The organism is Falsiroseomonas sp. (assembly GCF_041690465.1).
Classification (GTDB): Bacteria; Pseudomonadota; Alphaproteobacteria; order Acetobacterales; family Acetobacteraceae; genus Falsiroseomonas.
The window spans coordinates 140,639-163,113 of sequence record NZ_JAWLHG010000010.1; the positions used below are offsets into that span (position 1 = coordinate 140,639).

General features: G+C 71.8%; 22 protein-coding genes. 7 read left to right on the forward strand and 15 right to left on the reverse strand.

The window, feature by feature from the left end; translation table 11 throughout:
- Window positions 1–101: 101 nt before the first annotated feature.
- Complete coding sequence (locus ACESM1_RS12735) at window positions 102–1,106, forward strand: hypothetical protein (protein WP_372620589.1); 1,005 nt, start codon at window positions 102–104, stop codon at window positions 1,104–1,106.
- 6 nt (window positions 1,107–1,112) lie between these two features.
- Here the strand turns inward: ACESM1_RS12735 and ACESM1_RS12740 are convergent, their stop codons facing one another.
- From ACESM1_RS12740 to ACESM1_RS12785, 10 genes are all read right to left on the reverse strand, one after another.
- Window positions 1,113–1,646 carry a DUF2585 domain-containing protein gene (locus ACESM1_RS12740; protein ID WP_372620628.1) on the reverse strand — a complete coding sequence of 178 codons (534 nt, stop codon included), beginning with the start codon at window positions 1,644–1,646 and terminating at the stop codon, window positions 1,113–1,115.
- Window positions 1,647–1,678: 32 nt separating this feature from the next.
- Complete coding sequence (locus tag ACESM1_RS12745) at window positions 1,679–2,704, reverse strand: cobalamin-independent methionine synthase II family protein (RefSeq protein WP_372620591.1); 1,026 nt, start codon at window positions 2,702–2,704, stop codon at window positions 1,679–1,681.
- Window positions 2,701–3,696 carry an ABC transporter substrate-binding protein gene (locus ACESM1_RS12750; protein ID WP_372620593.1) on the reverse strand — a complete coding sequence of 332 codons (996 nt, stop codon included), beginning with the start codon at window positions 3,694–3,696 and terminating at the stop codon, window positions 2,701–2,703. Before ACESM1_RS12750 ends, ACESM1_RS12745 begins: the two co-directional genes overlap by 4 nt.
- A gap of 14 nt (window positions 3,697–3,710) precedes the next feature.
- Window positions 3,711–4,478, reverse strand: a complete 768-nt coding sequence (locus ACESM1_RS12755; protein ID WP_372620594.1) for an ABC transporter ATP-binding protein — start codon at window positions 4,476–4,478, stop codon at window positions 3,711–3,713.
- On the reverse strand, window positions 4,462–5,217 hold the full coding sequence (locus ACESM1_RS12760) for an ABC transporter permease (protein WP_372620596.1): 756 nt from the start codon (window positions 5,215–5,217) through the stop codon (window positions 4,462–4,464). Before ACESM1_RS12760 ends, ACESM1_RS12755 begins: the two co-directional genes overlap by 17 nt.
- Window positions 5,218–5,244: 27 nt before the next feature.
- Complete coding sequence (locus ACESM1_RS12765) at window positions 5,245–6,249, reverse strand: Bug family tripartite tricarboxylate transporter substrate binding protein (protein ID WP_372620597.1); 1,005 nt, start codon at window positions 6,247–6,249, stop codon at window positions 5,245–5,247.
- Window positions 6,250–6,275: 26 nt separating this feature from the next.
- Window positions 6,276–7,085, reverse strand: coding sequence for a sugar phosphate isomerase/epimerase family protein (locus ACESM1_RS12770; RefSeq protein ID WP_372620599.1), 810 nt, complete (start codon window positions 7,083–7,085; stop codon window positions 6,276–6,278).
- Entirely contained in the window at window positions 7,085–8,230 is a 1,146-nt protein-coding gene (locus ACESM1_RS12775) for a dihydrodipicolinate synthase family protein (RefSeq protein WP_372620601.1), read from the reverse strand. The genes ACESM1_RS12770 and ACESM1_RS12775 overlap by 1 nt, the downstream gene beginning before the upstream one ends.
- 61 nt (window positions 8,231–8,291) lie before the next feature.
- Window positions 8,292–9,446 (reverse strand): Gfo/Idh/MocA family protein, encoded by a 1,155-nt coding sequence (locus ACESM1_RS12780; RefSeq protein WP_372620602.1) that lies wholly within the window; start codon window positions 9,444–9,446, stop codon window positions 8,292–8,294.
- 57 nt (window positions 9,447–9,503) lie between these two features.
- Window positions 9,504–10,178 carry a TetR/AcrR family transcriptional regulator gene (locus ACESM1_RS12785; protein WP_372620604.1) on the reverse strand — a complete coding sequence of 225 codons (675 nt, stop codon included), beginning with the start codon at window positions 10,176–10,178 and terminating at the stop codon, window positions 9,504–9,506.
- A 74-nt stretch (window positions 10,179–10,252) separates the two neighbouring features.
- Between ACESM1_RS12785 and ACESM1_RS12790 the strand changes: the two genes are divergently transcribed.
- Together ACESM1_RS12790 and ACESM1_RS12795 are read left to right on the forward strand one after the other, a co-directional pair.
- A complete protein-coding gene (locus tag ACESM1_RS12790) occupies window positions 10,253–11,194 on the forward strand; it encodes an SMP-30/gluconolactonase/LRE family protein (RefSeq protein WP_372620606.1) in 942 nt (313 codons plus the stop codon).
- Window positions 11,195–11,366: 172 nt separating this feature from the next.
- Entirely contained in the window at window positions 11,367–12,293 is a 927-nt protein-coding gene (locus tag ACESM1_RS12795) for an SMP-30/gluconolactonase/LRE family protein (RefSeq protein ID WP_372620630.1), read from the forward strand.
- Between the two features lies 1 nt (window position 12,294).
- On the opposite strand, the gene ACESM1_RS12800 is transcribed toward ACESM1_RS12795, so the two are convergent.
- The 3 genes from ACESM1_RS12800 to glpK are packed head-to-tail and all read right to left on the reverse strand — an operon-like array spanning window position 12,295 to window position 15,304.
- Window positions 12,295–12,636, reverse strand: coding sequence for a hypothetical protein (locus ACESM1_RS12800; protein ID WP_372620608.1), 342 nt, complete (start codon window positions 12,634–12,636; stop codon window positions 12,295–12,297).
- Complete coding sequence (locus tag ACESM1_RS12805) at window positions 12,633–13,793, reverse strand: hypothetical protein (protein WP_372620610.1); 1,161 nt, start codon at window positions 13,791–13,793, stop codon at window positions 12,633–12,635. Before ACESM1_RS12805 ends, ACESM1_RS12800 begins: the two co-directional genes overlap by 4 nt.
- Complete coding sequence (gene glpK, locus ACESM1_RS12810; protein ID WP_372620612.1) at window positions 13,790–15,304, reverse strand: glycerol kinase GlpK; 1,515 nt, start codon at window positions 15,302–15,304, stop codon at window positions 13,790–13,792. Before glpK ends, ACESM1_RS12805 begins: the two co-directional genes overlap by 4 nt.
- A 128-nt stretch (window positions 15,305–15,432) precedes the next feature.
- On the opposite strand from glpK, the gene ACESM1_RS12815 reads away from it, so the two are divergent.
- Window positions 15,433–15,978 carry a cytochrome P460 family protein gene (locus ACESM1_RS12815; protein ID WP_372620614.1) on the forward strand — a complete coding sequence of 182 codons (546 nt, stop codon included), beginning with the start codon at window positions 15,433–15,435 and terminating at the stop codon, window positions 15,976–15,978.
- An 11-nt stretch (window positions 15,979–15,989) separates the two neighbouring features.
- Here the strand turns inward: ACESM1_RS12815 and ACESM1_RS12820 are convergent, their stop codons facing one another.
- Window positions 15,990–17,720 carry a cation:proton antiporter gene (locus ACESM1_RS12820; protein WP_372620616.1) on the reverse strand — a complete coding sequence of 577 codons (1,731 nt, stop codon included), beginning with the start codon at window positions 17,718–17,720 and terminating at the stop codon, window positions 15,990–15,992.
- On the opposite strand from ACESM1_RS12820, the gene ACESM1_RS12825 reads away from it, so the two are divergent.
- The 3 genes from ACESM1_RS12825 to ACESM1_RS12835 are packed head-to-tail and all read left to right on the forward strand — an operon-like array spanning window position 17,695 to window position 20,325.
- The gene (locus ACESM1_RS12825; protein WP_372620618.1) at window positions 17,695–18,699 is read left to right on the forward strand and encodes an alpha/beta fold hydrolase; all 1,005 of its coding nucleotides are present in this window, start codon (window positions 17,695–17,697) and stop codon (window positions 18,697–18,699) included. The genes ACESM1_RS12820 and ACESM1_RS12825 overlap by 26 nt on opposite strands.
- A 55-nt stretch (window positions 18,700–18,754) precedes the next feature.
- On the forward strand, window positions 18,755–19,480 hold the full coding sequence (locus tag ACESM1_RS12830) for an SDR family oxidoreductase (protein WP_372620620.1): 726 nt from the start codon (window positions 18,755–18,757) through the stop codon (window positions 19,478–19,480).
- Between the two features lie 56 nt (window positions 19,481–19,536).
- Window positions 19,537–20,325: a hypothetical protein gene (locus ACESM1_RS12835; RefSeq protein ID WP_372620622.1), complete on the forward strand. Its 789-nt coding sequence runs from the start codon at window positions 19,537–19,539 to the stop codon at window positions 20,323–20,325.
- 25 nt (window positions 20,326–20,350) lie between these two features.
- Here the strand turns inward: ACESM1_RS12835 and ACESM1_RS12840 are convergent, their stop codons facing one another.
- A complete protein-coding gene (locus ACESM1_RS12840) occupies window positions 20,351–22,378 on the reverse strand; it encodes a TRAP transporter permease (RefSeq protein WP_372620624.1) in 2,028 nt (675 codons plus the stop codon).
- Window positions 22,379–22,475 lie beyond the last annotated feature (97 nt).

Sequence of the window (22,475 nt, forward strand, 5' to 3'; positions counted from 1 at the left end):
GGGAACGATACGCACTCGAATCTTGCTGCGGCGCCGCTGGACAGGCCGGCTTGCGCTATGGTTTCCTTCTTCACGGCATGTTGAAGACAATCCTTCGATTTGTGACTGCCCTGGCCGCGCTGGCACCCGCCGCGCGCGCCGACATGCCCCCTCTGCTCGACGAGGCCCGCCCCCCCCACCTCTCGGCCGAGGGCCGCGCCGACTACCAGCGCTTCCTGCTCCAGCCGACGCCGCGAGTCTTCGCCATCGCGCCGGACGGCGCCTGGGGCTGGGCCGCCGCGATCGAGGACGACGCCAGGGCCACCGAGACGCGCGCCCTGGAGAACTGCGCCCAATGGGGCGGGCGCGGCTGCCGCGTCTATGTGCGCGACCTCGACGTGGTCTGGCCGGGGCTGGAGGCGCACACGCCGCCCGCCCCTTCGCGGCCACTGGCCGATGGTCCCGGCTGGTCGCTCTCGCCCGATCGCCGCTTCCTCTGGCAGGGCGCGGCGCGGGCGCGCGGGGCCTATCTCTGGGCGCATGGCCGCTCGCCGGGCGGCGCCGACAGCCGCGGCTCGCAGCCGCAGCCGCACGTCCGCGCCTTCAACAATGCCGGCTACGACGTGATCCGCCTGGACCGCGACCCGATCACCGACGAGACGGAGGCTGGCGCCGCCTGGATGCGCCAGGCGCTGGCCGAGCTTCGCCGCCGCGGCTATGCGCGGGTGGTCGCCGGCGGCCAGTCGCGCGGTGCATGGAACGCGCTGCAGGCGCTGGCGGAGCCGGGCCTGGCGGATGCGGTGATCGCCATCGCGCCGGCGGCGCATGGCCCGCGCGGCAGCCCCGCGCATGCCTGGGCGCTGGATGATCTCCGCCGCATCGTCGTCAGCGCGCGCAGCCCGGAGACGCGGGTGGCGGTGGCGAATTTCGCCGGCGACGAGTTCGACCCCGATCCGGAGGCGCGCGCCCGCATCCTCGGCTCGCTGGCCGACCGCACCGCGGGGCTGCTGATGCTGGACCGCCCTTCCGGCATCCAGGGCCATGGCGGCGGCGCGCATTGGCGCTTCACCGGGCGCTATGCGCGCTGCCTGCTGGACTTTGCCGAAAAGCGCGCCGACCGCTGCTGAGGTCGCTCACCCGCCGCCCTGCCAGGTCTTCACCGCCTCCAGCGGCCAGAGCAGCATCAGCACGTTGAGCGTCAGATTGTCGCGGATCGCCAGGCCGACGCCGATCTCCATCGCCAGGGCGAGCGTGACGGTGGCCCACACCGGCAGCCGCGTCGCCAGCCAGAAGCCGAGCCACATCGCGCCGATATCGAACACCGAGTTGATGACGCTGTCGCCGAAATAGTCGAGCGCGATGGTCGCCTCGCGATAGCGCTGGATCACCGCATCGGTGTTCTCCGCGATCTCCCAGGCGGCTTCGACCAGCGTGGCGACGGCAAGCCGCGGCCACCAGCCGAGCCGGTCGCGCAGGGGCCACAGCGCGCCGTAGAACAGCATGCCGTGGATGACGTGGGACGGCGTGTACCAATCCGTCAGGTGCTGCGAGTTCTCGCTGCTGAAGACGATGCCGTGCCACAGCTTCACGTCGCCGCAGGTGCAGATCGGCGTGCGGCCCATCGCCAGCAGCACCGCCGCGGCCAGCGCGGCGATGCCGAGGACGATCCAGGGCCAGGGGCCCGGCCCGGTGACGGCTTCTACGCGGCGCGTCGCACGCTCCTTCCCTCGAACAGGTCGCGGCCCGCGACCAGGGCGCGGATCTTCGCGTCGACCACGTTACGCTTCAGCATCCAGAATCCGCAATCCGGGTGGATGTAGCGCACGCGGCCGGGGCCGATCACCGTCTCGGCGCGCTCGATGGCGCGGGCGATGTCGTCGGGCGATTCGACATCCGTGCGCTTGATGTCCACCACGCCGAGGCCCATGCCGATCTCCGGGCGCAGGCCACGGAACACCGCGAGTTCCTCGGCCGGGCGATGCGCGTTCTCCATCACCACATGGTCCACCTGCAGGGCGTTGAGGTAGCCCATCAGCTTGTCCCAGCCGCCCTTCTGGATGCTCTGCCCGCCATAGTTGCCGAAGCAGAGATGCACCGCGGCCTTGGTCTTCACGGCGCGCAGCACGCGGTTGATCGCCTCTGCCGCCCAGGGCGCCTCCTCCGGGCTGCCGGGCAGGTTCGCCTCGTCGAGCTGGACCACCGCGGCGTCGCAATGCGCGACCTGCTCGGCCAGCACGTCGGCGATGGCGAAGGCCACCTTCTCCGCGCTGCCGCCGTAGTGCCTGTCGATCAGCGTCTTGGCCAGCATGTGCGGGCCGGTGACGGTGAACTTCAGCGGCTTCGTCGCCAGACGCTTCGCCTTCGTGCAGGCCGCCGGCAGGTCGAGCGTGCCATGGCCGATCGGCCCGTCCACCGTGCCGGGCGGGCGCAGCCGGAAGGCCATGCCGCGCTGGGCGCGATAGGCCAGCGCTTCCTCGAAGGTGCTGTCGTTGCGGATGCCCGACATGGGGCGGGTGAAATACTCGATCATCCCGTTGGTCTCGGGATGGTTCACGTCGAAGCGGTAGAGCTCGCCGTCGCAGACCAGGTCGATGCCGGCCTGCTCCTGGGTGGCGATGACCACCCGCGTGGCGTCGGCGACAGCGGTTTCGGAGGGCAGTGCCACCAGCCAGTCGGGGACGGGATAGCTGCCCACGACCGTGGTGAGGATCTTCGGATTGCTCATCGTGCGGGCGCCCGGTGCGAGGGGATGGAGGGATCGAGCAGCTCGTTGGTCATCACCTGCTGCGGCGTCATCTCCGGCGCGTTGAAGGCGGTGCGCACCGCCTCGATCGTCGTCGCCATGCGCGCCGGGTCCATGCCGCCGAGCGGGCGGTTGCCGGCGGGGTCGTCGCCCATCAGCTCGGCCACCAGGCGCCAGGAGACGGTGAGGTCCTCCACGCTGGTCGCCGCCGGGCCGGACACCGCCTCCACGCAGGGCGCGGGGTTGGCCAGGCAGTCGCGATACGCCGCCTGCGTCACCCGGATGAAGCGCTGCGCCGCATCCCGGTTGGCGCGCAGCCAGGGGCCGTTGATCCAGAAGGCGTTGCCGTACGGGTTGAAGCCGATGTCGCGCGTCAGCACGTAGCCGAGGTCGTCGCCGAAGACGCGCTCATAGATGTAGTGCACGTTGTAGAAATGCGTGGTCGCCTGGATCGCGCCGGATTGCAGGGACGCGACCTTGGCCTCGGGTGCGATGTTCACCCAGGTCACCTCGTTCGGCTGGATGCCGATGGCGCGCGCGATCATCGGCCACATCACCCGCGCCGCATCGGCCGGCGGCGCGCCGAAGCGGCGGCCGCGGAAATCCTGCGGGCCGGTGATGCCGGAGCTGCGCTTCCAATAGATGCCGTAGGGCGACTGCACGTAGATCATCATCCCGGCGACGAGGTCGGCGCCCTGCGCACGCGCCTGCAGGGCGGAGGGCGAATCGACGATGCCGATCTGCGCCTGGCCGCTGCCGGTGCGCTGCGCGGCGAAGCCGGAGCCGCGCCCGTTCTCGATGGTCAGCGCGATGTTGGCGTCGCGGTAGCGGTTCTGCTGCTGCGCCCAGTAGAGCGGCGCGTGGTCCGAACCGGGGAGCCAGTTCAGCACCAGGGTGATGCGGTCCTGCGCGGCCGCGGGCGCGGCCGACAGGCCGAGCGCCGCCGTGGCGGCCAGAAGCATGCGTCGGATCATTGGCGTTTCCTCCCTCATTCCAGTCCAAGCCTGTCATAGACGCGCCTGGCGAGCGCGCCGAATTCCGGCGTGTTGCGGATGGCAAGCTCCCGGGGCTCTGGCAGTTCCACCGCGAAATGGTCCGCCATGCGCGCCGGCCCGGCGGTGAGCACGGCGACCTGCGTGGCGCAGAACACCGCTTCCTGCACGCCGTGCGTGACCATCACCACCGTCTTGCCGGAGCTCGACCAGATACGCCGGATCTCGAGATTCATGCGCTCGCGCGTCAGCGCATCCAGCGCGCCGAAAGGCTCGTCCAGCAGCACCAGCTTCGGGTCGTGCACCAGCGCGCGGGCGAGGCTGACGCGCTGCTGCATGCCGCCCGACAGCTCATAGGGGAACTTGTCCTCGCTGCCCGCCAGGCCGACCAGCGCCAGCAGGTCGCGCGCGCGGTCCCGCGTCGCGGCCATGGGCAGGCCGAGGATCTCCGCGGGCAGCAGCACATTGTCCAGCACGCGGCGCCACTTCAGCAGCAGCGGCGACTGGAAGGCCACGCCGATGTCGCGGCCGGGATCGAAGCCGGGGTGGGAGATGCGCAGCTCCCCCGCATCGTGCGGGTGCAGCCCGGCGAGGATCTTCAGCAGCGTGGACTTGCCGCAGCCCGACGGGCCGACAAGCGCGAGGAACTCGCCCTCCGCCAGGTCGAAGCTGACATCGGAGACGGCCACCGTCTCCCGCCCGCCGGCGCGGTAGGTCTTGGCGACGCCGCGCAGCGAAAGGAAGGGTTCAGCGGAGGCGCGCATCGACCGTGACCGTCAGATGCTCCAGCAGCACCACGAGCGCATAGAGCGCGACGCCGACCAGCGTGATGAGGATCAGCGCCATCACCATCGCCGGCGTGTCGAGCGTGCCCTGCGCCGCCATCATCACGAAGCCGAGCCCGGCCTCCGACCCGACGAACTCGCCCACCACCGTGCCGGCGATCGCCAGCACCGCCGCCACGCGCATGCCGCTGAACAGGTAGGGCAGCGAGGAGGGCAGCTGGATCTTGCGGAACACCTGCCAGCGCGTGGCGCGCACGGTGCGCACGAGGTCGATCAGCTCCGGCTCCACCTCCGCCAGGCCGCGCGCCGTGGTGATGACGATGGGGAAGAAGGAGATCACGAAGGTGATCGCGATGTTCGGCACCAGGCCGTAGCCGAGCCAGACGATGAACAGCGGGGCGAGAGCCACCTTCGGGATCAGGTTCAGCGTCACCAGCAGCGGCATCATCCCGCGCCGCAGCGCAGCCGACCAGGTGAACACCACCGCCAGCAGCACGCCGATTACCACCGCCAGCGCGAAGCCGCCGAAGGCCTCGGCGGCGGTCATCGCCAGGTGGCGCGGCCAGTCGATCTGCGGCGCGGAGAGCGCGCGCAGCGTCTCCAGCGGGCCGGGCAGGATGAAGCGCGGCACGCCGCCCCATGTCGTCGCCCAGGCCCACAGCGCCAGCACGGCGAGGTGGGCGAGCACGGCCGGCGCATGGCGGCGCAGCGCGCCCATCTCAGTTCCCCGTGTCAGTTGCCAATCTCAGTTCACCGTGATGCGCGCTTCGCGGATCACGCGGCCCCACTTCTCCGTCTCGCTGCGCATCGTCGCGGCAAGCTCGGCAGGCGTCGAGACCACGGCATCCGCGCCGGCCGCCACCAGGCGCTGCTGCGTCGCGGGCTCGGCGAGCGATTCGCGGATCACCGCGTTCAGCCGCTCGATGGCCGCCGCCGGCGTGCCGGCCGGCACCATCACCGCGCCCCAGGAGGTGGCCTGCGCCTCGGCGAAGCCGGCCTCCGCCATGGTCGGCACGTTCGGCAGCAGGGAAGAGCGGCGCGGACCGGTGACGGCCAGCGCGCGCACGCGGTTCGCCTGGATCATCGGCAGCGCGGAGGGCAGCTGGTCCAGCATGACCTGCACGTTGCCGGCGACGGTGTCGTTCAGCGCCGGCGCGCTGCCGCGATAGGGCACGTGCTGCATGTCCACGCGCGCGGCGAGCTTGAACAGTTCCGGCACCAGATGCGTGGAGCTGCCATTGCCGCCCGAGCCGAAGGAAAGCTGGCCGGGCCGCGCGCGCAGCAGCGCGACCAGCTCCTGCAGGGTCTGCGCCGGCACCGAGGGGTTCACGACCACCACATGGTCGGTCGCGAAGGCCATCGAGACGCCGGCCAGGTCGGTGGCCGGGTTGAAGGTCATGTTGCGGTAGAGATGCGGGTTGATCGTCAGCGTGCCGGTGGTGCCCATCAGCAGCGAGTAGCCGTCCGGCGCGCTGCGCACGATGTTCTCCACGCCGACATTGCCGGCGGCGCCGGTGCGGTTCTCCACCGTCACCGGCTGGCCGAGCTTCGCCTGCATCCGCTCGCCGAGGATGCGTGCGACCACGTCGGTGGCGCCGCCCGGCGGGAAGGGCACCACGAAGCGCAGCGCGCGCGTCGGCGCCCAGGCAGCGGCAGCCCCTTGGGCGCGCGCGGCGCGCGGCAGGAGCGGTGCCGCCAGCGCGGCGGCGACCAGCGTTCGGCCCAGCGTCCGGCGTTGCATGCGGATCATCGGTCGTGTTCTCCCGTGCTCTTGCATCACACGGCGGTCTGGTGCCGCCGCTTGATCTCGCCCAGGACCTCGTCGGGGTCATGGGTCCACCAGCGCTTCGAGAGGATCTCCACCTCCGCGAAGCCGCCGGTATAGCCGGCCTGTTCCACCATATGGCGGATGGCCTTGATATCGATCACGCCTTCGCCGGGCAGGCCGCGGTCGAAGACGGTGTCGGTGGTCGGCACCTTCCAGTCGCAGACATGGAAGGCGGCGATGCGTGACGCCGCGCGCGCCACCTGCCGCGCGAGATCGGGATCCCACCAGACATGATAGACGTCGAGCGCAACACCCGTGCCCTCGCCGAGTTCATCGCAGAGATCGAGCGCCTGGCCGAGCGTGGACAGCACGGACCGGTCCGCGCAGGTCATGGGATGCAGCGGCTCCAGCGCCAGCGTCACGCCGGCGGCACGCGCCTCCGGCAGGATGGCGTGCAGCCCGGCGCGCATCATCTCGCGCGCGGCGGGCAGGTCCTTGCTGCCGGGCGGCAGGCCGCCGCAGACCATGACCAGGCAGCGCGCGCCGATCGCATGGGCTTCCTCGATGGCGCGGCGGTTGTCCTCGATCGCGGCGGCGCGGCCGGCGGCATCGGCGGCGGGGAACATGCCGCCGCGACAGAGGCCGGTGACGACGAGGCCGGCGTCACGGATGTGCCGCGCCGCCTGCTCGACACCCATCGCCTGCAACACGTCGCGCCAGGGCGCGATGCCCGGGATGGCGTGGCGCGCGCAGCCTTCGATGCAGTCGGCGAGGCCCCAGCGCTCCTTCACCGTGACGGTGTTGAGGCTTATCCGCATCAGGCGACGCCGTGCACCGCGAGCAGGCTGCGCATCCGCGACACCGCCATCTCCGGGTCGCGCAGCAGCCCGGCCTTGTCGGCCAGGCGGAACAGCTCGGAGAAATGCCGGATGGAGCGTGCGCTGTGCTGGCCGCCGACCATGACGAAGTGGTCCTGGTGGCCGTTGAGCCAGGCCATGAAGACCACGCCCGTCTTGTAGAAGCGCGTCGGCGCCTTGAAGATGTGGCGGCTGAGCGGGACGGTCGGCGCCAGGATGTCGTGGAAGGTCGCCAGGTCGTTGCGCTGGAGCGAGGCCAGCGCACCGCCGACCGCGGGCGCGATCGGGTCGAAGATGCCGAGCAGCGCGTCCGAGTACCCCTGCTCGTCGCCGGCGATCAGCTCGGCGTAGTTGAAGTCGTCGCCGGTGTACATCCGCACGCCCTTCGGCAGGCGGCGGCGCATCGTGATCTCCTTGCGGTCGTCCAGCAGCGAGATCTTCACGCCGTCCACCTTGGCGGCATTGGCGTGGATGACGGCGAGCGCCGTCTCCATCGCCGCCATGTGGTCGTGGTTGCCCCAGTAGCCTTCCAGCGCGGGGTCGAACATCTCGCCGAGCCAGTGGATGATCACCGGCTGCGCGACGCCCGAGAGGATGCGGTTGTAGACGCGCTCGTAATCCGCCGGCGACCTCGCGGCCTTTGCCAGCGCGCGCGAGGCCATCAGGATGATGCGGCCGCCCATCCGCTCGACCGCCTCGCACTGCTCCTCATAGGCGCGGATCACGTCGTCCACCGTGACGTCGGGGCCGGGCGCGAGGTGGTCGGTGCCGGCGCCGGATGCCATCACCGCGCCGGGCACGTCCTGCATCGCGTCGAGGCTGCGCCGGATGAGTTCCTGCGCGGCCGTCCAGTCGAGGCCCATGCCGCGCTGGGCGGTGTCCATCGCCTCCGCGACGCCGAGACCGAGCGACCAGAGATACTTGCGGAAGGCGATGGTGCGGTCCCAGTCCACCTTGGCGTCGAGCCAGGGATCCTGCTCGGCCAGCGGATCGGCCACGACATGCGCGGCGGCGAGCGCCACGCGTGGGAAGGGCGGCGTCGCGTTCGGGAAGTCCCGCGGAGCGCCGAGCTTGTACTCGCCCTCCGGCAGCGTGATCGTCGGCATGGCATTCTCCCTGGGTGATGCGATTCAGATCTCTGGGCCTTTCGGCCCGCCGGTCATCGCATCACACCTCCAGCTTCGGCAGGTCGATCCAACGCCGCTCGGCCCAGGATTGCAGCCCGGCCTCCGCCAGCTGCACGCCCTTGGCACCGGCCAGCAGATCCCATGGATAGGTCGCGACCTCGCCGGCGAGATACCTGAAGAACATCTCCCACTGCACGCGGAAGCCGTTCGGATAGTCCTGCGTGCTCGGCACCTCCTGCCAGCCGGCGAAGAAGTCGATCGGCTGCGGGATGTCGGGGTTCCACACCGGCTTCGGCGTGTTCACGCGGCTCTGCGTCCAGCATTTCTGCAGGCCCGCCACCGCGGAGCCGTGCGTGCCGTCCACCTGGAAGGTCACCAGGTCGTCGCGGCGCACGCGCGTGACCCAGGAGGAATTGATGTGGGCCACGATCCCGCCTGCCAGCTGGAAGGTGGCATAGGCGGCGTCGTCGGTGTCCGCGTCGTACGGCTTGCCGGCTTCGTCGTAGCGCACCGGGATGTGCGTTGCGCCGAGGCAGGAGACGCTCTCCACCTCGCCGAACAGGTTGTCCAGCACATAGCGCCAGTGACAGAGCATATCGAGGATGATGCCGCCGCCCTCGGCCTTCTTGTAGTTCCAGGAAGGCCGCTGCGTCGGCTGCAGGTCGCCCTCGAACACCCAGTAGCCGAACTCGCCCTTCACCGAGCAGATGCGGCCGAGGAAGCCGCTGTCGATCACCATCTTCAGCTTGCGCAGGCCGGGGAGGAACAGCTTGTCCTGCACCACGCCGGCCTTGATGCCGGCACGCCTGGCCAGCCGCGCGACATCCATCGCGTCCTCGAGGTTATCGGCGGTCGGCTTCTCGCAATAGATGTGCTTGCCGGCCGCGATCGCCTTGCGCAGCAGCGCCGCGCGCATCTGGGTGGTCGCGGCATCGAAGAACACCTCGTCCTTCGGGTCGGCCAGGCAGGCATCGAGATCCGTGCTCACGCGGGAGATGCCATGCGCCTTGGCCAGCGCCTCCAGCTTCTCGCGGTTGCGGCCGACCAGGATCGGGTCGGGCATGATCCGGTCGCCATTGGCGAGCGGCACGCCGCCATCGGCGCGGATCGCGGCGATGGACCGGATCAGGTGCTGGTTCATCCCCATCCGGCCGGTGACGCCGTTCATGATGAGGCCGATGCGGCGTTCCGCCATGGCGCGTTTCCCCGTTAAGTAACCGATCGGTTACCCGCCGCCGCGCGGCTGGTCAAGTCACGGCCGCAGATAGCCCAGCACCACCTCCGTAATGTGGGTCTCGCGCGCCGCGATCGCCGCTTCGGTATCCAGCCTGGTGCCGAAGATGGTGGACAGCGTGTGGCGGTTGGCGACGTAGAAATGGCCGAGTGCGAGGATCGAGATGTAGAGCTGCATCGGCTCCACCCCGTTGCGGAACACGCCCTCGGCCACGCCGCGCGCCAGCACGCCCCGCAGCGCCTCCACCAGCGGCGAGTAGAGTGCGGGCACGTCCTCCGACCGGCGCAGATAGGCGGCGCGGTGCAGGTTCTCCTGGTTCAGCAGCGCGACGAATTCCGGGTGGCGGGCGGTGTAGCGCAGGTTGAAGGCGACCAGCCGCGCCATGGCCTCGGGCGGCGGCAGGTGCTCCACCGCGACGGCGCGCTCCTCCTCCCGCTTGGCGGCGTAGGCGCGTTCCAGCACGGTCAGCCACAGCTCCTCCTTGGAGCCGAAATGCGCGTAGAGCATGCGCTTGTTGGCGCCGGCGCGCGCCGCGATCTCGTCCACCCGGCTGCCGGCCAGGCCCTTCTCGGCGAACTCGGCCAGCGCCGCATCGAGGATGCGCTGGCGCGTCGCGGCGGCGCGGGCGGAGAGCGGGTGGGCCGGACGGACCGTCGCTGTCGGCTCGGCTTTCTGCGCCGGCGCGCCTGGCATGGTTCCCCTCCCCTCCGCTTCGCGGCAGCATGGCGCCGGCACCGATGCTTCGCCAAGAGAGGGATGGAGACCACATGACCTGGACCGAGAGCCTGCGCTACCCGGACCCGGCGATCCGCGCGCTGGACCCGAGCTTCAAGCGCTACCACCTGCCGCTGACCTCGGTGGAGCGGCTGTGGACCGGCAGCCGATGGGGCGAGGGGCCGGTCTGGCTCGGCGACCAGCGCTGCCTGCTGTGGTCCGACATCCCGAACAACCGCGTGCTGCGGTGGGATGAGGAGACGGGCAATGTCACCGTCTTCCGCCAGCCCTCCAACCGCGCCAACGGGCACACCCGCGACCGGCAGGGCCGCATCATCGCCTGCGAGCATCTCGGCCGCCGCGTGATCCGGCACGAGTACGACGGCGCCATCACCGTCATTGCCGACAGCTTCGAGGGCAAGCGGCTGAACAGCCCGAACGACGTGGTTGTGAAGTCCGACGGCAGCATCTGGTTCACCGACCCGCCCTTCGGCATCGGCGGCTGGTACGAGGGCGAGAAGCACACGCCCGAACTGCCGCACACCAATGTCTATCGCGTGGACGGGCAGACCGGCGCGATCAGCCTGGTGGCGGACGACGTGGACCATCCCAACGGCCTGGCGTTCAGCCCGGACGAGAACATCCTCTACGTCATCGAGAGCCGCAGCGAGCCGCGCAACATCCTCGCCTACGACGTGAGCGGCGCGACGCTGCGCAACCGCCGCGTCTTCATCGCTTGCGAGAGCGGCGAGACGCCGGACGGCTTCCGCGTGGACATCGAGGGCAACCTCTGGTGCGGCTGGGGCATGGGGCGGCCGGAGTGGGACGGCGTGAAGGTGTTCAACGCCGCCGGCGCACCGATCGGCCACATCGCGCTGCCGGAGCGCTGCGCGAATGTCGCCTTCGGCGGGCGGCACCGGAACCGGCTGTTCATGGCCGCGGCGCATTCGCTCTACTCCCTCTACGTGAACACCCAGGGGGCGCCGGGCGGATAATCGTTCCAGCCTGGGCGGGCGATGTGCAAGGCTGCCGGCGGGCCGCAGAGCCCGCACGACATGAGGAAGCGCCATGATCACGGAATCCCGCGCCCTGCGGGCGACGTCACGCCGCGCCGCTCTCGGCGCCGGTCTCTCCCTGCTCGCCTCGCCCGCCCTCGCGCAGTGGCGGATGAGCGAGCGCTATCCGGACCCCGCCATCCGGATCCTCGACCCCTCCTTCGCACGCTACCGCGTGCCGCTGGCCGCGATCATGCGGCTGGCCGAGGGCTGGCGCTGGGGCGAGGGGCCGGCCTGGTTCGGCGACCACAAATACCTCGTCTGGTCGGACCCGCATGACAGCCGGCTCTACCGCTGGGACGAAATCACCGGCCAGACCGCGATCTTCCGCCACAACGCCAACAACCCGAACGGCAACACCCGTGATCGCGAAGGCCGCCTGGTCACCTGCGAGCACCTGACGCGCCGCGTGGTGCGCACCGAGCGCGACGGTCGCATCACCGTGCTGGCCGATCGCTTCGAGGGCAAGCGCTTCAACTCGCCGAACGAGGTGGTGGTGAAGTCCGATGGCTCGATCTGGTTCACCGATCCGCCCTACGGGATCCTGGGCTACATCTCCGGCGAGCGTGCGGAGCCGGAACTGCCGACCAATGTGTACCGCATCGACGGGCAGACCGGCCGCGTGACGGTGGTGGTGGACGACATCAGCTTCCCCAACGGCCTGTGCTTCAGCCCGGACGAAAAGCTGCTCTATGTCAGCGAGGACCGCTCCTCTCCGAACCGCTTCCGCGTCTTCGACGTGGATGGCGACAGGCTGCGCAACAGCCGCGTCTTCTACAACTGCCGCCCCGGCGAGACGCCGGACGGCTTCCGCGTGGATGTGGACGGCAATCTGTGGTGCGGCTGGGGCATGGGGAATGCGGAGCTGGATGGCGTGCGGATCTTCAACAGCGCCGGCGCGCCGATCGGCCATATCGACCTGCCGGAGCGCTGCGCCAACCTGACCTTCGGCGGCACGCACCGCAACCGGCTGTTCATGGTGGCCGCGAAGTCGCTCTATGCGGTGTATGTGAACACCCAGGGCGTCGGCTACGGTTGAGCTACCCCGAACCGCCGAGCCACAGCACCCGGAAGCAGAAGGCGGCGATCAGCGCGGCGACGATGGCGCCGCCGATCCCCGCCTTCTCGCCCCAGCGTCGGGGAAAGAACACCGATGCCGCGTAGAGCGCGGCGAACAGGCCGGCCAGCGCCACGATGCCGTCGATGATGAAGGTGCCGATGGCGTCGAAGAAGCCGGTGCGCGCCTCGAAGGCGTCCACGTCGAAGAACAGGTTCAGCACGCCCGCCGCCAGCGTCAGCGGCAGCACGAGGTACAGCATGATCCGCGCGACGCCGCGCGGAGGGACGATGATGATCGGGATGCGAGGCCAGGGGCGCTTCATGCCCGCAGCGCATCCGCCAGCGCGCGGCCCAGCACGGGCAGGTCGCGCTCGGCCAACGCCAGCGGGTTCACCACCAGCACGCCCTCGCGCAGCCGGGACTGGCTGACATGGATGCGCTGGCTGCGCAGCCGCGCCTCTGCGCTGTGGGCCGCAGCGGCATCCGGCAGGCGCAGCAGCAGCAGGGGAACGGGCGTGGCGGTGATCTCCGCCGGCGTATCGCCCATTGCGGCGCAGACGGCCTCAAGCTTCGCGCGCAGGCGGGCGCTGCGGGCGGCGTCGCCTTCCTCGGTGAAGCGGCGCAGCGCGACCAGCAGGCCGATGATCTCCTCCTTGCCCGCCTTACAGGAACGACCGATGCCGTGATGTGGCAGGCGTGGCGGCTGCGCGTTGCCGGCGAATTCCGGCGGCAGGCGGAACTGCGTCTCCGGCAGGTCGAGGTCGAGCATCTGCAGCAGCGCGGAGGCCACCAGCTCCCGCCGCCCGGCGAGGATGCCGCTGGATTGCGGCCCGCCGATCGCCTTGCCGCCGGAGAAGCAGACGAGGTCCGCGCCCTCCGCGACGAAGCGGCGGAGATTGGCGGCCGGTGGAAGCTGCGCCGCGGCGTCCACCAGCACCGGCACGCCGGCAGCCTGCGCGACGCGCGACACCTCCGGCAGTGCAGGCTCGGACCAGGGCTGCGCCACCCACAGCACCGCGGCGGTCTGCGGCCCGATCGCGGCGGCAAGCTCGGCCGCCGAGGCATCGCGCACGCCGGCGCCGCTGAAGCGGTCCGGAATGCCGACCTCGACGAGGCGCCCGCCGGCGACGCGCAGCGCACGGTCGTACATGTTGCGCTGGCTGCGGGCTATGAGGAAGTCGCGGCGCGGCGGCGCCTCCGGCAGCGCGTCCATGGCGGCGATGTCGAGGCGGGCCATGCACGCCGCCGCGCCAAGCAGCAGCGCGGCGGAAGCGCCGGTGGTGACGATGCCGGCCTCCGCGCCGGTCGCCGCCGCGATCTCGCGGCTGGCGGCGGCCTGCAGCTCGAGCATGTCCACGCAGGCGGTCGCCGCCTCCGCCATCGCGGCGGTCACCTCGGGGTGCATCATGCCGCCGGAGAGGCGGGTGTTGGTGCCGGCGGCGTTGATGACCGGTGTTACGCCGAAGCTTTCGTAGATCATGGCGTCAGCTCATCCTCTGACCCGCGCGTCAGGACGCGACCGACCGCATCCTTCCACACGGCGTAGCGGCGGTCCGCCTCGGGGCGCGGCATGCTCGGGGTGAAGCGGCGCTCCAGTCGCCAATGCGCGACCGAAGGCCCCGGCGGCGGCAGCAGCCCGGCCTGCAGGCCGGCGAGATAGGCCGCACCGAGCGCCGTCGTCTCCTGCACCTCCGGCCGGTCCACCGGCGCGCCGAGCAGGTCGGCGAGGAACTGCATCGTCCAGTCGGAGGCGACCATGCCGCCATCCACCCGCAGCACACGGCCCGCGCCGGATGCCGACCAGTCGGCCTCCATCGCCTCGATGAGGTCGCGGGTCTGGAAGGCCACCGATTCCAGCGCCGCGCGCGCGATCTCCGCCGGGCCGGTGCCGCGCGTGAGGCCGAGGATCGCGCCGCGCGCCTCCGCATCCCAATAGGGCGCGCCGAGGCCGACGAAGGCCGGCACGAAGACGACGTTCTGTGCTGGGTCCGCCCGCTGCGCCAGCACGCCGCTCTCGGCGGCGTCGGCGAACAGGCGCAGCCCGTCGCGCAGCCATTGCACCGCCGCGCCGGCGACGAAGATCGCGCCTTCCAGCGCATAGGTGCGCTTGCCGCCGAGTTGCCAGGCCAGCGTCGTCAGCAGGCGGTTCCGCGAGACCACCGGCTCCTCGCCCGTGTTCAGCACCGCGAAGCAGCCGGTGCCGTAGGTGGATTTCACCATGCCCGGCGCGAAGCAGGCCTGGCCGAGCGTTGCCGCGTGCTGGTCGCCGGCCATGCCGCGGATCGGCACGGCGGCGCCGAGCAGCGAAGGCTCGGTGGTGCCGAACTCGGCGGCGCAATCCAGGATGCGCGGCAGCACCGCGCGCGGGATACGGAACAGCTTCAGCAGCTCCTCGTCCCAATCGCCGCGCCTGATGTCGTAGAGCATGGTGCGGCAGGCATTGGTCGCATCCGTCGCATGCACGCGCCCGCCGGTCAGCCGCCACAACAGGAAGCTGTCCACCGTGCCGAAGGCGAGCGCACCGCGCTCCGCCGCCTCCCGCGCGCCGGCCACGTTGTCCAGCAGCCAGGCGAGCTTGGTGGCGGAGAAATAGGGATCGCAGAGCAGCCCGGTGCGCGCGGTGATCGTCTCTGCCGCGCCCTCGGCCACCAGCCTCGCGCAGTGCGCAGCGGTGCGGCGGTCCTGCCAGACGATGGCGCGGTGCAGCGCGCGGCCACTGGCGCGGTCCCACAGCAGCACCGTCTCGCGCTGGTTGGTGATGCCGATGCCCGCCACCTGGCCCGCCGCCGTGCCGCCCTGCGCCAGCGCCTCGCGCAGCGTGGCGAGGCTGGCCTGCCAGATCTCCTCCGGCTCGTGCTCCACCCAGCCCGGCGAGGGGTAGTGCTGCGCCAGTGCCGCCTGTGCCGCCGCGCGCGGCGCCAGCGCGGCATCGTGCAGGATGGCGCGGGTCGAGGTGGTGCCCTGGTCCAGGGCCAGCAGCGCATCCTTCATCTCGTCTCCTCCCGCGCCGGCACCGATCCTGATATCGGCTGGCGGCGACGGACGCCAGTGATCCGCGCTTGCCTCGCCGGCCGCCGGCATGGCCTGATGCGGCCGGGCGAGGCCCCCAGGAGAGTGCCATGCATCGGACCATCATCGCCGCCGGGCTCGGGCTCGTGGCGCTCGGCGCCGTTGCGATTGCGCAACCGCGCGCGGCTTACACGCCGGGGCCGCAGAACATCGAGCTTCCGGCGGACTGGCAGCAGCGCTTCATCCGCTACGCCACGGTGGACAAGCCGGACCGCAAGATCATCCGGCATCTCTACGTCAACCCCGAGGCCTATGCCGCCACCCGCGCCGGCCAGCCGGCGCCGCACGGCACGCTGATCATCATGGCGGATACCCGCGCGCGTCTCGACCCGCTGGGCAATCCGCTGCTCGACACATCCGGCCGCTTCATACCCGAGCCGGGCTGGATCGCCATCGGCGCGCAGCAGAAGGAGGCGGGCTGGGGCGAGGGCTACGGGCCGGAACAGCGCAACGGCGAATGGGAATATGCGGCCTTCACCGGCACCGGCGAGCGGCGCAACATCCCGCTCAACAGCTGCTTCACCTGCCACCTGCAGGCCCGCGCGCAGCAGGATTTCAACTTCACCTATTGGGATCACGCGGCGGCGCGGCGATAGGGCACCGCCCGCTAGCCTTCGCCCGGTTCCTCCGCGCGCCGGGCGCGCAGCGCCTGCGCGGTGCGCTGCGCCGCACCGGGCGGCACGCCGAGCCGGCGCATCGCGTATTCGGCCATGCCGAGCGCCACCTCCCGCTCGCCCATCATCACCAGGCCGACGCCCTCCTCGGCTTCCAGGATCACCGCCTCCTCGTCGGAATGGGTGCGGACGACGACGTGGATGGCGGGGTTCGCCGCGCGGGCGAGCGCCAGCACGGCACGCGCCTCCACCGCGCCGGGCAGCGCCACCACCAGCAGCCGCGCGCGCTCCAGCGCCGCCGCGTGCAGCACCTCCGGGCGCGTCGCGTCGCCCCAGACCACGGGCAGGCCGGCGGCGGACAGGCGCTCGGCGGCGGCGCGGTCCTCGTCCACCGCCAGCACGGGCAGGCCATGGCGGCGCAGCGCGTGCAGCACCACGGAACCGACGCGGCCGGTGCCGACCACCACCGCATGACCATCGAGCGACGCCGCCTGCGGCGAGAGCGCGATGCGCGGCCGTTGCTCGCCGCACCACAGCGCCAGCCGCGGCGAGCGCGCCAGCCGCGGCGCCAGCGCCTCCATCCCGCGCAGCAGCAGCGGCGTCAGCAGGATGGTGGCGACCGCGGCGACCAGCACCGGGCCGCGCACGGTGTCGGGCAGCACGCCCTGCTGCACCGACACTTCCACCAGCAGGAAGGAGAACTCGCCGATCTGCCCGAGCGCGCCGGCCACCGTGACGGCGACGCGCGGATGCACGCGCAGCAGCAGCAGCAGGCCGAGCGTGCCGCCGGCGATCGCCAGCAGCACCGCCAGCACCGCGGCGACGGAGGCCAGCGGCTGCTGCACCACCGCCATCGGGTCGAGCAGCATGCCGACAGAGACGAAGAAGATCGCGGCGAAGATGCGCTGCAGCGGCGTCGCCTCCGCCGCCGCCTGGTGGCCGACATCGGATTCGCCCAGCACTACGCCGGCGAAGAAGGCGCCGAGCGCGAAGGAGACGCCGAACAGCGCCGAGGCGACGAAGGCGACGCCGAGCGCCACCGCCAGCACCGCCAGGGTGAACAGCTCGCGCGAGCCGCCGCGCGCCACGCGCACCAGCATCCAGGGCAGCGCACGGCGGCCGAACAGCGCCATCACCACCACGAAGGCCGCGAGGGCGAGGCCGGCCTTCGCCAGTTGCCAGCGCAGCGCGCCCTCGCCCTGCCCCGCCTCCGGCCCGGCGCCGGCGATCGCCGGCAGCAGCACCAGCGCGAAGACCACCACCAGATCCTGCATCACCAGCCAGCCGAGCGCGATGCGCCCCGCCTCGCTGCCCAGCCGGCCGCGTTCCTCCAGCACCTTGGTCGCGACCACGGTGGAGGAGATCGCCAGCGCCAGGCCGAAGGCGAGCGAGGCGCCGAAGGTCAGCCCGAGCAGCGAGCCGCCCACCGCCGCGCCGAGCGTGGTGGCCAGCGCGATCTGCATCACCGCGCCGGGCACCGCCACGCGCCATACCGCGAGCAGGTCGGCGGGGCGGAAATGCAGCCCGACCGAGAAGAGCAGCAGCGCGACGCCCACCTCCGCCATGGCGGCGACCAGGCCGCGGTCGGCCACGAAGCCCGGGGTGTAGGGGCCGAGCACGATGCCGGCGGCGATGTAGCCGATCAGCGCCGGCAGCCGGAGCGCGCGCGCTCCGGCGCCGAATAGGAAAGCGAGCAGGATGCAGGCAACCACCGTCGCCAGCATCACGTCCGGTCCGTGGTGCATGGGTGAGACTTGGCACGTCGCGCGCAAGCGCGCCACGGAGGGTCCGCGCAAGCGCGCCACGGAGGGTCCGCCCAAGCGCACCACGGAGGTTCCGCGGCTGCGCGCCAGGCCGGTTGCGGGACGCGCCGCGCCGATCCACCATCGGCCGATGCGTCCGCCGGACCCCGTCACGCTGCGCTTCGCGCGCGGCAACCTGCTCGCCTGGGATCCGCCGGCGCCACGCCCCGGTGCGCCGGCGCTGCTGCTGCTGCACGGCGCAGCCTGCGGCGCCTGGGTCTGGGAGGAAGGGTTCGCGGCGCAGCTGGCCGCAGCGGGGCACGCCGTCTTCGCCGTCAGCTTCGGCCGCGGAGGCGCCGCCGCACCCGCCGGCCTCGGCGACTTCATGGAGGACGCGCGCGCGGCGCTGGTGGCGATCCGCCGGCCGGCGGTGCTGGTGGGCCATTCCCTCGGCGGGCTGGTGGCGCAGCGCATGCTGGCCGAGCCGCCGGTGCTGGGCGCGGCGCTGCTCGCCCCGGTGCCGCCGGAGGGGCTGGCCTGGGCCAATTGGCGCCTGGCCATGGCCGACCCGCCGCTGTGGCGTGCCGTCTCGCGGATGACCGAGCCGGGCGGCCCGGGCGCCGAGGCCGCGCTGCTGCGCCAGGCGCTGTTCTCGCCGGAACTTCCCGAGGCCGTGGCGTTGCGGCATCTGCGGCGGATGGGTGGCGAGAGCCGGGCCGCGCTGCTCGAGGCGCAGGCGCCGCAGCCCACCCCGCCGGCCTGGGGACTGGGCCGGCCCTGCGTGGTCTACGGCGCGCGGCGCGACCGGCTGATCCCGGCCGATGCCGTGGTGCGCACCGCTGCCTGGCACGCCTGCCCCTTCGCGCTGCTGGACGAGGTATCGCACCTCATGATGCTCGATGCCGGGCGCGCGGCGCTGGCCGACCGCCTGCTCGGCTGGCTCGAGGATACGTTCAGGTGACGCCCCCGCGGTCGCCGCAGGGCGCCGCGAAGCGGGCAGCGGAGGCGGGAAGCGCATGGCTCATGATTCGATCCTGATCACCGGCGGCGCGGGCGGCATCGGCCGCGCCATCGCGCATCGCGCGGCCGAGGCGGGCTGGCGGCCCGTCACGCTCGACCTGCGCGCGCCCTCCGATCCGCTGCCGAACGAGGCCTACATCCATTGCGACTTCGCCGATGCCGCCGCGGCGCGCGCGGCGCTGGCCGAGGCGGTGGCGCTGCATGCGCCGACGCGGCTGGTCAACAATGTCGGCATCGTCCGCCCCGCGCCGCTGGAGGAGACCGATATCGACGACCTGGCCGCGGTGCTGGACGTCAACCTGCGCAGCGCGGTGCTCGCCGCGCAGGCGCTGCTGCCGGCGATGCGCGAGGCCGGCTTCGGGCGCATCGTCAACATCGCCTCCCGCGCCGCGCTGGGGAAGGAGCTGCGCACCGCCTATGCGGCGAGCAAGGCCGGGCTGATCGGGCTGACGCGCACCTGGGCGCTGGAGCTCGCCGGCCAGGGCATCACGGTGAACGCCATCGGCCCCGGCCCGATCGCCACCGAGCTGTTCCGCCGCGCCAACCCGGACAACAGCCCGAAGACGCGGGCGATCATCGAGGGCGTGCCGGTGAAGCGGCTCGGCACGCCGGAGGACATCGCGCATGCCTGCGCCTTCCTCCTCGACGAGCGCGCCGGCTTCGTCACGGGGCAGACGGTCTATGTCTGCGGCGGGCTGACGGTGGGCCTCGCGCCGGTGTAGCGGAACCCGCGGCGGGCGCTGCGGTTGCCGGGTGCGAACCCGGGAAAGACAAGGCCATGGCCCGCCGCCTCCTGCCTTCGGCGCTGTTCGCGGCGCTGATGCTCACCATGCCCGCCGCGGCGCAGGAGGCGGTTTCCGTGGCCGGCGATCCGGTGCCGGTCACCGGCCCCAGCCCGAACGCGCCGGGCGAGGTGGATGTCTCCCTCACCACCGTGTTCGAGCGCGCCCGCAGCGGCCGGCCGCGCCGCACCGGCTCGGTCGAGTTCGGCCTCGACATCGGCCTGGCGCCGGCGCTGGAACTGCGCCTCAGGCAGTCCGCCGCCCATGGCTCGATCCCGCGGGCGGAGGGCGAGGACGCCGAGTGGGGCGGCACGACGTCGCTGGGCCTGCGGTACCAGCTGGTCGAGGAGGACGGCGCGCGGCCGGCGCTCGGGCTGCTCGGCGCGGTGCGGGCGGGCTACGGGCCCGGCGCGACGGCGGAGGAGGTGGAAGCCGCGCTGCTGCTCGGCCGGACCTTCGGCGAGGGGGAGCGGCCGCTCTCGGCCACGCTCAACCTCGGCTGGACGGTGCGGCTCGACCCGATCTCCGGGGAACGGCCGGGGCGCTTTGCGCTGGCCGCGGCGATCGGGCGGGCGGTGACGGCGGAGACGGCGGTCGTCGGCTTCTACGCGCGCGAGCAGCAGGAACGCGGCGATCGCGATTCCAACCTGCTCGGCGCCGGGCTGCGCCACCGGCTGCGCGAGGGCGGCCCCATCCTCGGCGTCACCGCCGCGGCCGGCATCGGGCGGGACTCACCGGCGCTCGTGCTCGCGCTGGCGGTGCAGTGGCAATTCGGCGGCGAGTGATGCCGGGCACGCGCCGGGCGCAGCCTCAGCCTGATCGGCGCGCGCGGCGTGACCGCAGCCAGTTGAAGGCCAGGATCGGCGCCGCAATGCCGACGCCCACCGCGGTGAGCGGCCCGTTCGGCGCGATCATCAGCAGCGCCGACAGCACCAGCCCGACCTGCGAGAAGATGCCCATATGGGTGAAGGCGTAGCCGGTCAGCCCGAGGCCCAGCACCAGCACGCCCAGCGCACAGGTCGCCGTGACGAAGGCGAAGCTCGCCCAGGTGAAGTCGTCCACGACGATCAGCATGGTCGGCGCATAGGCGAAGACGAAGGGCACCGTGGCCTTGGCCGCGCCCAGCCGGAAGGCGGTCAGCCCGGTGCGGAAGGGGTTGGAGCCGGCGATGCCGGCCGCCGCATAGGCCGCGACGCAGACCGGTGGCGTCAGGTCCGCCAGGATGCCGTAATACAGGATGAACAGGTGCGCCGCGATCGGCGGCACGCCGAGCTGCACCACCGAAGGTGCGGCGATCGCCGCCAGCACGATGTAGAGCGCGGTGGTCGGGATGCCCGCGCCCATGGCGATGCAGATCAGCGCGACGAAGACCAGCGTGAGGAAGAGCGTCAGCCCCTGCAGGCTGGCCCAGCCGGTCGGCAGGATGTCGATGATCGGCTGGAACATCGCCGCCGTCTGCGCCGCCGCCTGGGTGACGATGAAGCCGACGCGGAAGCCGGCGCCGGTCAGCGTGACCACGCCCACCACCATGCCGACCGCCGCCGCCGCCGCGCCCACCGCCAGCGCGTAGCGCGCGCCGACCTCGAAGGCGTAATAGAGATCCTTCAGCGTCAGCCGGTTCCGCGGGTTGATGAAGCCGACCACGATGCAGGCGGTGATGCCGTAGAAGGCGGCGAGATAGGGCGTGTAGCCCTCCACGATGGTCCAGACGAGGAGAACCAGCGGGATCACCGTCGGCCAGCCGTCGCGCACGGTCGGCCACAGCTTCGGCAGTTCCTCCTCCGTCATGCCGCGCAGGCCGAGACGCTTCGCCTCGAAATGCACCTGCACGAAGACGCCCCAGAAATGCATGATCGCGGGCACCGAGGCGGCCAGCAGCAGCGTGGTGAGCGGGATCTCCAGGAACTCGATCATCACGAAGGCGGCCGCGCCCATGATCGGCGGCGTGATCTGCCCGCCCGCGCTCGCCGCCGCCTCCACCGCGCCGGCGAAGTGCGGCTTGTAGCCGATCTTCTTCATTGCCGGGATGGTGAGGGAGCCGGTGGTGACGGTGTTGGCGATCGAGCTGCCGCTGATCGAGCCGAACATCGCCGAGGACAGCACCGCCACCTTCGCCGGCCCGCCGGGGTAGCGCCCGGCGATCACGCTGGCGAGGTCGATGAAGAACTGGCCGAGGCCCATGCGGGTGGCGATCACGCCGAACAGCACGAAGTGGAAGACGAAGGTGGCGACCACCTTGGCCGGGATGCCGAAGATGCCTTCCTGCGTCAGGTACACATGGTTGACGAAGCCCGCCCAATCCGCGCCCGGATGCGACAGCACGCCGGAGAGCAGGTTGCCGTAGAGCGCGTAGAGGATGAACACGATCACGATCACCGGCAGCACCCAGCCCATGGCGCGCCGCGTCGCTTCCAGCACCAGCACGACCATGATCGTGCCCATCAGCACGTCGGTGTCGTTCGGCATGCCGATGCGGAAGGTGAGTTCGTCGAAGATCAGCGGCAGGTAGATGGTGGCGGCCACCACGGCGGCGGCCATCACCCAGTCCAGCGCCGGCACGTTGCCGATCCTCGGCCCGAGGGAAAGCCAGCCGCCCGGGAACAGCATGAAGATCAGCGCCAGCACGGCGGCCAGGTGGATGGATTTGTGCCAGTGCTCGGTCAGGATGCCGAAGCCGGCCGTGTAGTAGTGGAACACGGAGAGCGCGACGAGCAGCACCGAGGCGAGCGGCGCGGCGAAGCCGGTGAGCGTGCGGAAGCGGAGCTCGGTATCCGCTTCCTGCTCGAGCCTGGCCGCGGCTTCGAGGTCGAGCTGGGTGGCCTTGGGCTGGGTTGTCACGTGGCGCGCCCTCGGAGGGTCAAGCGGCTGCGGCCCGCCCATGCCGGGCGGGCCGCGTCGGGAATTCGTCGCGGCGGGCGTCGGCGCTGCGGCGCCG